The 15,114-nt window shown below is 54.2% G+C and carries 14 protein-coding genes; 2 read left to right on the top strand and 12 right to left on the bottom strand.

Translation table 11 applies throughout. The features are described 5' to 3' along the window. Positions 1-7: 7 nt before the first annotated feature. Positions 8-496 (top strand): conjugal transfer protein TraD, encoded by a 489-nt coding sequence (locus IEX16_RS15145; RefSeq protein ID WP_188709323.1) that lies wholly within the window; start codon positions 8-10, stop codon positions 494-496. On the opposite strand, the gene IEX16_RS15140 is transcribed toward IEX16_RS15145, so the two are convergent. From IEX16_RS15140 to repC, 3 genes are all read right to left on the bottom strand, one after another. Next, entirely contained in the window at positions 486-1,094 is a 609-nt protein-coding gene (locus IEX16_RS15140; RefSeq protein ID WP_188709322.1) for a hypothetical protein, read from the bottom strand. The two genes, IEX16_RS15145 and IEX16_RS15140, sit on opposite strands and share 11 nt — an antisense overlap. Before the next feature lie 156 nt (positions 1,095-1,250). Next, on the bottom strand, positions 1,251-2,561 hold the full coding sequence (locus tag IEX16_RS15135) for a Spo0J and IME4 domain-containing protein (protein WP_188709321.1): 1,311 nt from the start codon (positions 2,559-2,561) through the stop codon (positions 1,251-1,253). A 530-nt stretch (positions 2,562-3,091) separates the two neighbouring features. Beyond that, a complete protein-coding gene (repC, locus tag IEX16_RS15130) occupies positions 3,092-4,126 on the bottom strand; it encodes a replication protein C, IncQ-type (protein WP_188709320.1) in 1,035 nt (344 codons plus the stop codon). A 415-nt stretch (positions 4,127-4,541) separates the two neighbouring features. Here repC and IEX16_RS15125 point away from each other — a divergent pair, with 415 nt between their 5' ends. Beyond that, a complete protein-coding gene (locus IEX16_RS15125) occupies positions 4,542-5,579 on the top strand; it encodes a PIN domain-containing protein (protein WP_188709319.1) in 1,038 nt (345 codons plus the stop codon). 324 nt (positions 5,580-5,903) lie between these two features. Here the strand turns inward: IEX16_RS15125 and IEX16_RS15120 are convergent, their stop codons facing one another. From IEX16_RS15120 to IEX16_RS15085, 9 genes are all read right to left on the bottom strand, one after another. Beyond that, on the bottom strand, positions 5,904-7,010 hold the full coding sequence (locus tag IEX16_RS15120) for a nucleotidyltransferase-like protein (RefSeq protein WP_188709318.1): 1,107 nt from the start codon (positions 7,008-7,010) through the stop codon (positions 5,904-5,906). Then, entirely contained in the window at positions 7,000-7,638 is a 639-nt protein-coding gene (locus IEX16_RS15115) for a Cap15 family cyclic dinucleotide receptor domain-containing protein (protein WP_188709317.1), read from the bottom strand. Before IEX16_RS15115 ends, IEX16_RS15120 begins: the two co-directional genes overlap by 11 nt. 195 nt (positions 7,639-7,833) lie before the next feature. Continuing rightward, positions 7,834-8,397, bottom strand: a complete 564-nt coding sequence (locus IEX16_RS15110; RefSeq protein WP_188709316.1) for a hypothetical protein — start codon at positions 8,395-8,397, stop codon at positions 7,834-7,836. A gap of 349 nt (positions 8,398-8,746) precedes the next feature. Further along, positions 8,747-10,534, bottom strand: coding sequence for a site-specific integrase (locus IEX16_RS15105; protein ID WP_188709315.1), 1,788 nt, complete (start codon positions 10,532-10,534; stop codon positions 8,747-8,749). 356 nt (positions 10,535-10,890) lie between these two features. Beyond that, a complete protein-coding gene (locus tag IEX16_RS15100) occupies positions 10,891-11,535 on the bottom strand; it encodes a hypothetical protein (RefSeq protein ID WP_188709314.1) in 645 nt (214 codons plus the stop codon). Between the two features lie 663 nt (positions 11,536-12,198). After that, on the bottom strand, positions 12,199-12,324 hold the full coding sequence (locus IEX16_RS20255) for a hypothetical protein (RefSeq protein ID WP_268236616.1): 126 nt from the start codon (positions 12,322-12,324) through the stop codon (positions 12,199-12,201). A gap of 275 nt (positions 12,325-12,599) precedes the next feature. Further along, positions 12,600-13,091, bottom strand: a complete 492-nt coding sequence (locus tag IEX16_RS15095) for a thermonuclease family protein (protein ID WP_188709313.1) — start codon at positions 13,089-13,091, stop codon at positions 12,600-12,602. A 28-nt stretch (positions 13,092-13,119) separates the two neighbouring features. Then, on the bottom strand, positions 13,120-13,758 hold the full coding sequence (locus tag IEX16_RS15090) for a hypothetical protein (RefSeq protein ID WP_188709312.1): 639 nt from the start codon (positions 13,756-13,758) through the stop codon (positions 13,120-13,122). A gap of 678 nt (positions 13,759-14,436) precedes the next feature. After that, the gene (locus tag IEX16_RS15085; RefSeq protein ID WP_188709311.1) at positions 14,437-15,114 is read right to left on the bottom strand and encodes a hypothetical protein; all 678 of its coding nucleotides are present in this window, start codon (positions 15,112-15,114) and stop codon (positions 14,437-14,439) included.

Here is a 15,114-nt window from a genome sequence, read left to right as displayed (position 1 = left end):
ACAGCAGATGACCGTTCACACCGAACAAAGTACCGCCAATGCCGACGGCACAAAGCCGGTAGGCCTCATACGGCTGCGCATGCGAGAGAGTGCGCTGCGGCAGCAGGCCGCGCAGTACCAGGCGCGAGCCGAGCACTTGGAAAGAGTTGCCAGCCGTCAAGCGCAACAACTGGGGCGGCGCATCGACGCGCACGAGAAGATCGTGCTTGGCGCGCTGGTGAAGAAAGCCGGCTTAGCGATGGCGCTGACAATACCTCACCCCAATGCCCAGAAAGAAGAGCGCCAAGACAACGCCTGTTTGATGCCACCGCACCGGGGCATTGCCGCTGAATCGACGGCATATGACCGGGCGCTCATCCTGGGTTCATTGATGTGGCTCGCCTCGGCGTTGCATGGACCAGATGACGGTGTCGCTAGGGTGCCGGCACGGCACCGATTGCGCGAGGATGGTCAGCGAGCGCTGGATAACGCGGATGCGCAACGCGTCAAGCGTTGACGCCACGCCCGACGATGTCTTGTGCCAAGGTGGGGTCGTACGCATAACGCTCGGCCACCATCCACACCAACGCGTTTTCCAGTTGCGCAATGTCGGCGGCATCTGACGCGGATTGCGAACGTAGCAACCGCTCCGACAGCACAACATCGCCGAGGTCGGAGTAGCGATAGCGCTCGTAGAGTGGAAGGGTTTCGGCGTGGTGAATAAGCCCTTGAATCCCGGCGCTGGCGCCGGATTCGCGCAGCACATTCAGGTCTTCAAGACTCAAGTTGTCGGCCATCCAGTCTTTGAAGGTGGCGGGGCAAGGCCGCCATGATGTTGCTACCAGCTTCCCGCTTGGCGTCGGGCGGTACGAGATGTGGAAGTAGTCGCCAATGCATCCGCGCCCGATGCGCTGAGAGGACGCGGATTCCGCTCCTGGTGCTGTCGTAAAAACGAGGGCTGCGTCGGTTTGAGGATCGATGACAGTTAGCCGCCATCGGGGGAAACCAATTTTGGTAAAAGGCAGTTGTTCCGCCGCTACCAACTTAAATTCGCCCTCCTTGGTGGAGTCTGTCGCGCGTTGCTTGCGCGATTTGGGGTTGTTGAAAGAAGACATTTTTTTCCATATAACGTTGTTCCTCGCCGAGTAGGAATGAAAGAGTGAAAGCGCTACCGCCGGCAAGGATTGACCCTTTGCGCTCCACTTTCAGGCGATCAAACGATTCCATGCGCTGATGCTTGCATCAGCACAAGGCGTCCGTCGCGCTGGCAACTAAGCAATTTTTTTACTCGCAGCAGAAGCCTCGTTGCCAAACATTGTCCAGCCCGTCCGATCCGACCGACTGAACAACTCAATTCGACTGACGCCTGGGTACAAAGTCTCCAAACGCTCATGCACGACCACAGGCTTGGCACTGTGCGCAGTTACGGGCGCCGTGAAAACGGACGGAGCACGGGCCTTCTTGTCCGCGATGAGCACACCCGAGCCACGGGAGCCGACTAGAAGTAGTTCATGATTAACGGTGGCGGTACCGCCCCCACAATTGAGCGTTCCTCCCTGCTTGTGCCAGACCCAGTTCGTCAAAAACTCGAAGCCCCAGCCAGCCATTAGTTCGAGCCCACTGGGCAGCAGAGGTGCAGGGCACCACATGAACAACATCGCGTCCTTTGCCGCGATGCCTTCGACATCAAGCTCCGCGAGCATCGCGTCAACACTCATCACCGGGTAGTGGGCATGGGGGATCATGCGACTCGCGGCGCGGTCCTGCGCCATCCCATAGCTCCAGGGTGGGTCAGCCAAAATGATGGAGTAGCGGCTGCCAGTTGGAAGGGCCACGTTTTTCGCGCTAGTAGCGGCTTGTTTCACGAGTCTCAGATGCCGCGCTTCTTTACCCAGTCGCTCCTTCACCGCAGCCGCTACTCGCAGAGCCTTGCGCTCGTCATCGGTGGTCTTGGCGCGCAACCCAGTTTTGTGGGTGTCCATTGCCACGACGGCCTCGTTCAAGCTCATCGAGCCGGTGTGCACAGCGTTCACTGTGGCTTTGCTTCCCCCAGCGAGCAGGCGGCACCCACGCTGCACTGCGTCACGGCTGACAGCAAAAAGCTTTGCGGCATCGTCTTGGGTCAGCACGGGTTGAATTTGCCTGGAAGCTTTGGTTTGGCCGGGCTTTCGAGAGGCCAGTCGAGCTGCGAGCAAAGCCCTTTGGCCCACACTCAAGTTACGCCGATTGATATTCGCTGCGAATGCCATCGACCTGGCCTCCTCGTAGCTGCACTTCACTTCCTCAAAATGGGGCTGGATGCCCAGATCGGCGCATGCTTTGAGGCGATGGCGTCCATCGAGCACACGTCCCTGCCACACCAGCAGTGGTTGCAGTTGCCCATTGCGCAGAATGCTCTCTTTCAGAGAGTTGAAGTCATCGTGCTCCATGGGAGGAAACTCTTTGCAGCATGGGTCCAGCGCGAGCTTTGGTGCGGGCTGGATGCCCTTGGCCGCCCTGGTGGACTTAGCTTTGACAACGGTGTTTTTTTGTGCCGAAATGGCACGCTTTTGGCCAAATACGGCCTTTGAAATCTGCTTCATGATTCGCTCCGGAAAGGGTGAACCCCGGCCTGGGCCAAACCTATGGCCAAGACCTACGAAGCGAGCGATACCGGGTGGGGAAGGAGAAAGTGATACGCCCGCTTAAAGCGAACGTATGACTGCGGACGTGGGCCGCGAGACAGCAAGATTAAAGGCAGAGAAGAGTGAAGAACTCATAGTGCAAGTGTAAGCGGCCGGGTGCAGAATGTCAAGAGGTGAAATGCTTCCGAGCACGCTCGATGGGTAGGTTCGTGAACAATCGCAGGGGTTTTCATTCGGTCGACCATCTACCGGACTTCATGCTGCATGAATTTGCCAAAGCCGTCCTTTCTTAATCGCTGACAACTGCAAGGCAGAACGTAATTTGGCATCTTTTTGATGCAGATTTGATATCACGTTCTTCTTTTGGCTCGTAACGTTTCAGCATCCAGCATTAGTCGTCTCAGCAATGGGGCGATGGCTCGGCGCCTTCCCAGGCGACGGGGCTTCGCCCCACTACCATGGAAATTTTTGGTATTTCCTGGGTAGTCTTAGAGCGCAAAAAAAAGTTCGTTGGAATCCGCGCTGCACGCGGGTTCCAGCAGATCAGCGGTGGGCGTTGCAACGACTTTGGTGGGCGTTGTAGCGACCTGCGTGGGCGTTTCAGCGCGATTGGTGGGGGTTGCAGCGGTTGGTGCCGTTTCTTTCCTGTGCTTCGGGGGCTGCTTGCCTCGCTGGGCCTTGGTGCCTTCAAACGCGGGTCTCGCCACGATTAGCTGATCGCCTTTGTCTGTGTAGACGCAGGTCCAGCCTTCTAGGTGGCTCACTTCCGCAATGGCTTGGCGAAGGGTGCGCTTCCTGTCCTTGCGGATGGCAGGGGTCGCTGGCTTCTCTCCCCAAACATTGACCAGCAAGCTATCGAGTCCGACCAGCTTGCGGCTTCCTGCGGATGCCCACCCACTCAGCCAAGCATGCAGGCGCTTAGCGGGCTTCGTCCTGAGGACGCGATGCTCTCGCATGTTGATCCATGCCACACTCTTTCGGTGACCGGCCAAAAGGGTGGACTCGTAGTGCAGCACGATACCCACCTGATTGTCGTAGCACAAAAAGCCTAGGAACCGGCTAGCTCCTTGCACCACAGTCGTTCCCTTGTTGTCCCACATTCGAACCTGCATGGAGACCTGAGACAAACGATTCAGAGACGCCAACATCGCTTTCGCGTTGGTGCCTGTGCGAGTCAGGCCGATGCCGGCAGCAATGTCCGAAGGCGTGGCGATGATTACGGACATCGTTTTTTTTTCCCATGGGCCCTTGACACCTAGCGTTTCGCGATAGGCCTCAAAACTATCATGCTCATGAGAAAGTGGGACACATTTTCCCGCCCCGACGCGCTGGCAGAGGTAAAAGTAGACCGCCTGGTCCGTGATGTTCAGCGCTTCTGGGCTGTCCAGCAGATAGCGCATAGACGAACCGTCTACCTTGGAGGCGAAGAGGACTTCGATTGGTACGGCTGGCGCACCGTTCTGCGTGGGGCGGAATAGGCCTTGCGCGAAGATTGGGCCTTGCCAGACAGGGGCATGGTCCATGTAGTCCACCACGTAACGGGAAGGCGTATCTGGCTGGTGTAGGCGGGCGGCTTGTAGGAACCTCCCAGCGCGTGAGGGTTTGGCGGGTTTCGACGGTTTCATGTTGCTCCTTGATGTGAGCAACCAACTTAGCAAACGGGTGGGCGTTCCAGCAAGTGATAGCCAGCTGCCTGAATTCCGGCAGCAGCCAGCGCCTTTCGGCACTAATTATTCAGTTGTCGTCGGCGTCGCACAAGCGCGATGAGCCTCGAATCACCGTGCGCGCGTGGACGAGTCTCATAAACAGACCGGCAGCAAATCGTTGGTGCTCAGGTAGCTTCGTTCTCCAAGTTCGACAATCCGCAACCGCTGCAAGGCAGGCGACTGCCAAAACCGCTGGAATGCGACCGATTACACTGAATGTGGAGAGGTAACCATGTTCCATGTGATGATTGACACAAGTGTGTGGCTCGACCTTGCCGAGAACCAACGGCAGACACCACTCATCGATGTAGTTGCGGAACTGGTCAAGGAAAAGCAGATTACGCTGCTCATCCCGCAGATCGTGCTGACGGAGTTCAAAGCGAACCGCAACCGCGTGGCCGCTCGAAGTATCAAGAGCCTGAGCACGCACTTCAACCTCGTCAAAGAAGCTGTCCGAAATGCGCCCGCCGGCGTGCAGAAGGAGCAAGTGCTGACGTACCTTTCGGACCTTGACCACCGAATCCCAATCGTGGGTGCAGCCGCCAACGGTGCGTTGGATCAGATCGAAGTCATGCTGAACAAGGGCGTCGTGCTCAAAACGAGTGACGCCGCAAAGCTCAAGGCCGCTGACCGAGCCCTGTATCGGAAAGCCCCGTTCCAGCACGAAGGCAAGAACGGCATGGCCGACGCCATGATCATCGAGACATACTTCGAGACTGTAAGGTCAGGCAAGGCCCGTGAGCGATTCGCGTTCGTCACGCACAACAAGAACGACTTTAGCCTTGCAGGTGGAAATCAGAAGCTACCCCACCTCGATTTGGCTGGAGGATTCAGCAAAATCAAATCTATGTACTTCATTACGTTGGCCGATTGCATCCGGAAGGTCGATGACATCTATTTAGACCCAGAGTTTATGAAGGCATTGGGATACGAATTCGAACCCCGCAGCCTAAGCGAGATTGTTGATGCGATGGACGTGCTCACTGAGCAGGTTTGGTACAACCGGCACAAGAATCTCGCTTGGGCAGTCAAACAAAAGAAAGTCAAAGTCGTTACCCAGGACGAGTGGGTCAATGCAGGCAGCAACAATAGTACGCACATCGTTGACTCGGTGTGGGACGGTGCCAGACGTGCTGCGGTCGACACTTTCAAACGTCTCGGCAAGGCCAAGTGTGGACCGCACGACGATTTTGAGTGGGGCATGATTAACGGGAAGCTATCGACCATCCGGTGGATACTCGGCGACGACTGGGACATGTTAGACACCTGAACCTTATATCCGGTGAAGCCCACTCCTCGGGATGACATCCGTGCACCTGGTAGCGGGCCAGAAGCCGACATTCCCATGCGTTAACTAAATGTCTGATTCAGACTGGTTACGGCCCTTCGCGTTTAGCCGCTGACTGACTTATTCCGACCCAAAGCGGAAGTTTGCGAGCCCAGCTCCACTACATGGAAGCAGACGTTAAGTATTGATCGACACGCGACGCGATTTATGGCCTCTGTCCAGCTATACCCAAGATTGATCCACGCCCCTTTACCTTCCTCTACGGATCTTGCCTGTTGAGCTTCGTGCGAATACTCGCCCAACCTTTTAGATCACCAGTTCATTTTCAACCTTGGATCGCCATAGAGAGAAGCTAGTCTGTATGTCAGGCTGTAGCTCCTGTGCTATTCGTAGCACCAGAGTATTCAGCTCATCTGCCATTTGTTTTACCGCCAGGACATCCGCTGCCGACTGCACAATCTTCCGGCTTCCATCCACCGCATCCAGATTCATTAACTTCGCTTCGTCATTTGCAAGAGTAAAAAACCAATCTTGTAGTGAGGATACGATTTTTCCCTGGAAGTACATCAAATGTGCAAGGCTGGAATCCGGCATCGCGTAGACAAGTGACATGATGTTGAAGCTTGACAGCGCAATAGAAATATCGGAGTCCTCTTTCATGTTCTTCAGCAAGCGTATGGCTTTCTTGCCGCCGCCGTCGGTGCGACCGTCCTTTGCATTGATAAGGGCTCTTACTTTGAAGGGGTAATTGATGAGAAGCGATTGAGTTTTTTTGTCATAAATTTGAACGCCTCTATCTACGTCACTTTGTGTTCTTTGGTACGTGGCCGTTTTGTACACAACTGAGGGCACGACATCAATCTCCCGAAGAAGTGAGCCTTCTGAAACCGTGATGCACTTCGCTCCTGAATCATCAACCTTAGCCGCGTGAAAAGAGGTTCGGATCACTGAGCAGCACTGAGTGCGCAATGACGTTATTTCGGTGGCAGCGTTGCTCGTACTCAGTGAATAACCCGAAGCGGCCACCCCATAGGTGTCAAAAACGTAAAACCCCCATGGCCATACCAGCATATCAACATCGCTTACCCGCCGGAGATGCACATTCAATGGTAGTGATCCCTGGAGTTCGACTGTCACGATCTTCCCAAGCTTTGATAGCCCTGAATCAATTTGCTTTGCAACTCTTTCGGCCTCGCGGTAGCTGATGGCTGTGTATTGCGCATCGACTTCCTGCATAGATACCAATGCGTACTGAAAACTTTTGGACTTCGTCTTGCTTCCGAAACTCTTCGTCAAAGAATCAAAGATCGAGCTGTCTTGTGCAAGCGAGGCGGCTTCGCTAAGCCGCGTAGTCGATGTGTTGTTTCGTCGAGCATTAACTCTATTGATGCGATTTGAATAGTCAGTTGCCACGCGTCTTCCTCGTTAGCTTCATGCGACCGCCGGTAGGGCGGCCGCCACCGTTGAAATAAGTGGCTTCAGCGGACGAGCCATCGGCAGCAATTTGCCATTCAGCATAGCCGTGGTGGGCCTTTAGCTCAGGCTCACCGGGACGCGGCTCGTTGCGGTAGCTGTACATGAGGATGTAGCCGACGTCTTCCTCCACGACGATGGAAGCAGCAACACTGTTTGAACGCGACGTACTCGTCTGAGAGTAGATCCTGAGCTTTTCCCAGCCTTGCGAAATCGTGACTTCCGAAGTCCAGTTGTGCGTAACTGCACCGGTGTTGGGATCAAGAGTTTCACCGATGCATTCCCATTTACCGCGCAAGTCAGGAATATCAAGAAACACGTGGACTAACCATGTGCGCCAAGCCCACTTATCAAACGCCAAATGTCCTAGGGTGTAGAAAATCGCAGCCGTAAGTGGCAATGTCCAAAACGCGCGTTCTTGGAGAAATCCCCAACTCTCGGCATAAGTTATTGCGGTGGCTATGAGAACAGCCAAACCTGAGCTAGCCAGTCCCGCAACAATGCCCAGAAAGCGACCAACCATTGCGCGGCTATGTCCGATAACTGCATATTCGTGATTTGAAGCCAATCTCACCCCTTGAAATAGACACACGATGATAGTGGTGCATTGCCAAAATGTTGCTAGATGTTAGCGTGTTCAATGCCTTTCAAGGGATGTGGACACAATGTTGCAAGGTCAAGGGACTTTCAACTGCGTATTTCAGTGAAAACGGCCACTGTTCCAATCCAAACCCTCCCAGAGACAACTCGGGCTCTTCATAGGTTATGCGGAGCGTATGTGAGCTATGAGCGACGTGGCAAGCTCAATGTAAGTACGTGCCGCTTCTTCGCTAAGGTTTAGATCTGCTGCGTGTGCTGCCTTGTTACGAAGTGCGCGCAATTTGTTGAAGATAACCAACTGTTTTTCATCTATCACTTTGCATTGCAGCAAATATTCACCAAGCCTCGAGTAATTTTTTATTGCATCGCCTGGTGTTTGCGTCCAGAAGGAACTAGCTACAGCCACAGAGGCAGATTCGAGTTCTGACCAAGCCTCGAGTATGGCCGCACTTGTTGAGATCGATGCAATATTGAGAAGCCGATTGTTGGATGCGCTCGGTGCAGGAGCCACGGACACCTGATTTGTCGTCGGTTCGCTTGCTTTGACATCAGATTTGAGCTGCGCAAGTTCCTTTGAGAACTCTAACTCGATTTCCTTGTACTTGAGCCGACGTAAAAACGGAAGCAACTCAATCACTGGTTTACGAACCATTAGCGCAACGAGTACCACCGCCGTTGGCCAGGACAATGCCTTTATGGCTTCTGCGGTGAAGGTGAGTGCATCCATATTCATTTTTTCAGAAAGCCTAACGATGAAGGGCAGTGCTTTATAAACGGGCAGATGCTTGATATTCTGGCAGACCCGGCGAGACAGGTGGATCCTTAATCATGTCTCAAGAAATGAGACTCAAATTAGACGACCTCTCCCAATGTCTGATAACGCTGCAAAGCCGACGTTGTCATCGGCGATGATCGCGTTGGCCAATAGATCCACGCGGTCGCACAAGGACGCCAGTCCTATGCTTGGCATCTGCATCCAATTCCTGGCACAGGCGTCCAGCTTTTCCAAGTTGCGAAGGCTAACCGTCCACCTACCTCAGGTGATCTCCCGGTAGGACACAAGAAAGTTTGGGAAGCTACAAAAGTGCGCCTAGGACATCCCCACTAATACTGAAATCCTGAATTGCCGCCTCCGACTTCACGTCGGGCTCGTACCTGACACGCTGCCCCGGCTTGACGTTTTGGTACTTCGGAATAGAGATATGCGACAAGTCCAATCTCGCCAAAAGTCGCACACGGGCTTCCATCGAAACCTCTCCCATGTAAGTATTGATATGCACATCCGACTTCCCAGTGCTTCGAGTGAACCCAGACGCGATGGAGTGGCCCACGATCTGGCGAAGCGTCAGCCCCTCGGGATAATTCTCGATATTCTCATCCACCCTCTTGCCCGCATGGTCGATGATGGCCTGACGCAAGCGGGTGATAAATGTGTAGCGAAAACTATGGAAGACCTTGGTCTCACTGTTGATGCCCACGTACTCACGCAGAAGCTTGTTGCGGAAAAAATCTCCGGGCACCTTCCCGTAGCCGTCTTTTTCTGCTGCCTTCACGCCCATAAGGTTGACATTTCCATCCTTCTTGCGCTTCTTCCAGTAGTCGATAAGCCCCAACTCAATCAGTTGAGGATGCACTGGCATGACGCGGCGCGATGACTTGTTCTTCAAGCGCTTGTTGGACTTGCGGCGGCGGCTGCTGCCATCGTCATCATCTTCACCGTCTTCATCATCGTTGAAGGAGATTTGCCATGCCCCTGGCGCATACTCTTTGATGTCCCCCGTGGTGAGCTGGCAGATTTCGCTCAACCTCGCCCCGGTGAAAAGGCCGATAACCGGCGTCCAATACTGATGCGGCAGGTTGTAGGCAGGCTGCCAAAGGTATCGGCACGAAAAGATGCTCGTCAGCTCGTCGTCTGTAAACGGCTCTTTGGGGTTGGGTTCTCCCTTTGGCGCCGAGTCCACGATAGTTTTCATACGGCTGGCTGTGCGGTCCAACACCGCCAGTTTGAGATCGCAAAAGCCGATGAAATTGGCCAACGCCAGCATGTATCCCTTAACGGTTGCCTCGGCCAGCGTGTCGTACGGTTTGCCGTCGTCCCGGCGCAACTTGTTCGCCTTGCTCAACTTGATGACATCACGGATGCTGCGTCCCGGCGCTATGCCGATTACATCCCGACTGGTCGGGTAGTACGCGATGTCATCCATGTAGTTTTTGATGTCGTTTGGAGTGATGTCGCCGATGACCTTGCCTTCAAAGTAGTTGGAAAACAACCGCAGGCGGGTGGCACGCTGCGACACATTCTTTGGGCCAATTTCATCCCTGAGTGCTCGCCCTTCCTGGCTTTCCAGATACTCCTCAACCATGGTTGCAATGGGGAGTCGGGCATCGTCGGACAATCCGTCTGTTCTGGCGGATGCTACGGGTGCCGCAACGGGAGGTGCCGGGGGCGCTAGCGCAATCTGAGTGATGGGCACAGGCAGGCGGTGTTGCATGTCTTCCAGCATGCTCATCACAGTTGCCTCCTCCCCAGGCTTGACATCCTCGAATTTCACCTTGCCGGTTGCAAAGTCGTACTCGATGCCGAACTTGGGTGTGCCTAGGGGCGGTGCTTTGAACTGTGCCATGATGGATTGAAAGTAGGTTGAAATGCTCTCCCGGCAGAATACCCCACCTTTGTGCAACAAACTGTCATAGAGCACGCGCAGAAGCCGCGCACGTGCAGCAGCATCGCGCGGGTCTTTGGTGAGTGTCGAAACGCGGATTTCCCTGCCAGCGGATTTGCTGGATCCCCTGTGCGCGAGAGGAACAACAAAGCGTGCGCAGTACACGCCGTTGCGGGTCTGAACAAGATACGAAGCGGCCATAACAAGCTCCCGGTGTAGTACCGGGTGTCACCCCTGAAAGGACGACCCCTTGTTTTGGCCTCGCTTCTTTGGAAAAGTCCTTCAAAATCAAGGACTTACCAAAATTGATGGTGGAGCTGGGGTCAATTGAATGATGGCTTGAAACCCGCATGAATGTTAGGTCTCGCGATTTTCATTATCAATCCGCACCCCCGTCTGTACCCCCACTTTGCCTTTGATACCCCCCGAATCATTCGCTGATTATTTGATTGTTTTCAAATGGGGAATTTTTTCTCTGCGTGAGATACGGAGTGGTTTCCGATCTGTCGATGCGCCAGACTTTCGCTACCCCCCGGCCAGTCTTAGCGGACTCCGATCTATTTCTTGACGGTTTTAAGCAGCGAGCCACTGCAATCCAGAAACTCTTCCACCGGTTGTTGGCTCTTTTCACGGACCACCTTGCCGTCCACCATTTTTGTATCAATTACGGTCAAATCCAATGTGGCGGTCACATCCATCTGCCCTGGAACGCGATTAAAACCGACAACCAATTGGTTGTGCTCTGCGATCGCCTGATACGCCGCAACCACGTCACCATCGACTGCGCCCACAAATAATGCATATCCCGGGTTTTCTCCATCTGCCCGCCTTGCCTTAGTTGGGGCCTGCCCACGGGGCGCGCGAATGAAAGCATTGGCGGGGGCAGACACCAAGGGATTCGCACCCAAGCGATCGGCAATCCCCATCTTCAAGGCGTAAAAAAGTCCGCCGTTTGAGGAGTTGCGTAAGTAGAAAGACCCGACGATCTTCACTGGTGCGCCACCTTTGGTACTAAAGTCCATCTTCATTGCGGAAAACTCAAGCCCGCAAGCGGTCATCTGTCCGTCTACGGACTCACGGTGCGGAATGACATAAATGGTGCCCTCTAGCTTCCGGGCTAACGCAGCCACCGCGTCAGGCGTTTGAGCGAAACACGCAGAACCCATCAGGGCAAGAACCGCAGCACCGATTATCTTTGTCATTGCACAGCCTCCAAATCGGATACTAACCGCCTTCCCTGTGTATCCCTACCCCAGCCAGCCCCGCTGCTCCCGCATAGCTTGATTCAGTGCCTTGATGGCCTGCCGCAGTTTCAGCCAGTGGCCTCCCCTCCAGGCGTTCCGCGCAAGAAATGGGTTGGTTCTGCCTGCCTGGTATGTGTGGTTCCATTCCAGCAATCTCAGGGTCTAAATCCGTTTGATTCAGGACTGGTGTTCAGTCGAAATCACTTTCGTTATGAACTCTAGCCAAATGACTGCTCAGATTTCTAGCAAAAAGACTCACGTTGCAAATAGGGCATGTCGCATTCGTTATTTCCAACTTTTTTTTCACCTTTACGCCAAAACTTGGACTGCTTGGACTGCTTGGACTGCTTGGACTGCTTGGACTGCTTGGACTGCTTGGCTTGATGGCTCGATCGCTTACAAAACCCCATCCACCGCATTTAAAGCAGGCAGGATTTCTTCCCCCGCAAGTACACCCCTTTGCAATTGGAAGATTCATTTATCCAACTCTTTGACCAGTAGCCGCTCGATGATGTCGGTGGCGGTGCAATCCTGCTCGACCGCTGCCAGCCGCAGCTTTTTGTGCAGGTCTTTCCGTAGGTTGATGGGCAGCCGCCGATAACCCTCTGGCGCAAAGAATGCTCATTTCTCAGCCGCCGCCTTTGCGCCTGTTGTTACAGGAACCGCGCCAGCCTCAGCGAACGCCAGTTCCGCCTCCGACGTTTTACTGACCAGTTTGGGCTTGGTCAAAGTAGTAGTTTCTTTCATGGTGTCTTCCTCAATAGTTTCTGAACTTCAGTAGCCAGGAACTTGGCCTCAGCGCTTGCGCTCGGCTCGGCTAACTCAGCCTCGGTCAGACCCTCCCCCGCGCCTCCGTATACGCGATGCTTTGCGGCGTAAGGTGCTTTGCCATTTGCTCCCCGCAATTCTGGGCCAAATTGCTCCTTACCTGATAAGCAAGCCGAGAAGATGGACGCATATATGGTTGTGGAAAAGCAAAAGTGCATGGATGAGGCCAAAGTTGGCCTTTAAATTTTTACTGTCTACCGCTTGTTCCTAAACTCCCAAGGCGGAACCTGTTCCACATCACGCCAGAGTCCTAGCCTCGCCGCTCTGGCCTCGACCTCAGCCGCTGCATAGCTCTGTTGGTCAGTGGGGGACTGCTCCCGCTGATAGTCCTTGTAGTGCCATGCCAGACCGCGCTTGACCTGCACCAGGTTGCAATCCAGACCGGCCAGCAGCACCTTGCCGACCTTGCGCCCGTACCGATCAACCTTGTCCCACTCGACCGCCACAGACTGCCCTGCTACCTGCTCGGCCAGGCTCTGCTTGGAGACATTGCCGAATGCTTGCCGCTTTTCAGGCGCATCAATGCCAGCCAGCCGAATCTTGTGCTGGGTGTTGGTGTCGTCCAGGACTGTGATGGTGTCGCCATCGGCCACATTGATGACCTTGCCCAGCAGGGTATCGGCTTGGGCCTGGAGTGCCAATAGCAGCAGGACTGCAAACCTTAGTAGAACCTTGGTGTTTTGCATGCCCGCAGTTGCTGTGCTCTGAAATCGATCAATCAGCCTTTAGACCTGACAGACAAGACGCTGGGGAAATATTTTTCTTTTCAAAACTATTGAATTCTGCAGACGTGTAATCCAGGTCGTAGGAGATATAAGTACCTCCTCCATATTTCACTTGAAAGGATCCACGAGTTTTAGGCGTGCGCTGTGAAGGCCTGTCAAACCCCGCGTACCGCTCTTCAAGTTGCCGACTTAATTCTTTTGCTGCCTCGCCGTTAGGCACGTCTATAAATCTACGAATGTGCGCCACTGTCCACCGTTGCGTCCCATTAGCAGAAAGAAGTACCAAGGTGACATCTGTGAGAGACCCTGCGTTAGAGGTAAACGAGCCTTGAACATAAGCCCTTTCAGATTTGCAGCTACCAGTGATTCCGCTGAGTGCGTCGAGCGTGGAACCATCGAACACTCCTTTCGCTATAGCGGTAGCGGCTGCCGCGGAAATGCTTCCCCTGAGCGACTTCCTTACGTCATCCAATTCTGATGCCGAAAAATTTCTACCCTGATCCTTTACGGACTTCCATTTAATCCCTCTCAACTCCTGCAACCCATCGCCCACGCAAAGCTCGGACACGCACGGGAATCCATCCTTTATTACCGGCTGGGCATAGACGCCGGTAGCGATAAAAAACATAGCCAGAAAAGCGCCTCTACATTTCATACTCATCCTTATTTGTGAAATAGTTACTCACGCCTAATCGAAGCATCGGGGTGCCTCGCTCAACCCAAAAATGTCCTATCACTTAAGCGCCTTACCCTTGCATTCCCACGATTGCCAGCAATTGCGGACCAAGGAAACGCCGCCCTCACTGCAGACTAGCCCAGATACAGCGGTCGCACCCTTTTGCACAGCTAGGATTTTCACTTGATCGGTAGCGCCGACTCTGGTTGCACTGGGCTCGGTGGCTTGGTTCATGCATGAGTAACCGACTACCTCTGAGATAACAGTTCGACCCGTAGCTTCAGCATCAGACAGGATCGGCAGCTTTGTAGCCGTCAAGAGTGCATCGATGCCTGTTTTGTCCAATGTTTGTACAGGGACGAATGCGGTACAGCCCGCAAGACTAGCGAGTACTAAGAGTGAGAAGAGAGCTATCTTGGTTTTCATGAAAATTCTTTCAAAGTAACACTATGTCACAGCCGCCCCCTCAAACATCGGTAATTTTCACAAACTCATCTCTTGCTAAATCCTGAAAATAAGAGTCACTTTAGCCAGCCCCGCTGCTCCCGCATAGCCTGATTTAATGCTTTGATGGCCTGCCGTAGTTTCAGCCAGTGGCCACCGGCCCAGGCATTCCCCGATACCGCCGCCTTACCCTCTGGGCTTTTTGGCCCGGTAGACTGCTGCCACGGTTTCCACCGCTTGATAGCTTCGCTCTGCCGCTTGCGCCGCTCTGGTGTCCATCCTTTTGCCGGGTTGCCCATGTCGTACTTCCAATAGTTTGTTTTGCTCGGGTGCGGAATTTTCCGCGTGCGTGCGCGCCTGCGCGTAATGGTCAGGATTGCCTCCGACAGCCCCGCCGTTGTTCACCTGTTGCGGCCCGTTGGCAATGTTGGCCTGCTTCACAAACGTGGCTTGCCGGGGATACTTCAAGTCCACCAGCGCCGATATGGTCGCCCGGCTCTGTGCCTGCGCTTTCAAGGCCAGCCCCAGAAACGCCTCCAGGTTCTTTTGGTATTGCTGATCCTGCGCCCTGCGTGCCAGACTGGTGAATATGGTTTGCAGCGCCGTCGCTTGGCTAATGAGCATGGCCTCCAGGGTGTGCAGGTCGCCGCCCTTAACCTCGGTGAAGGTGTCACGTAGCCGGTCAATCAATACATTTATATCGGCGTCCTTGCCCATGACGTTGCCCTGATAGGCTTGAATCACTGCCGCGCCATTCATGGATGGCTTCACAGCCATAGTCGCCTTGTCTGCCACGGTCAGCACATACGGCTTCGCAGTCTTAGGTTTTATAAGGTTTGGGGCTTGTTTCTTGGCAGTCGTCAT

The sequence above is a fragment of the Polaromonas eurypsychrophila genome (assembly GCF_014641715.1).
Lineage (GTDB): Bacteria > Pseudomonadota > Gammaproteobacteria > Burkholderiales > Burkholderiaceae_C > Polaromonas > Polaromonas eurypsychrophila.
This window is presented reverse-complemented; position numbering and strand designations above follow the sequence as displayed.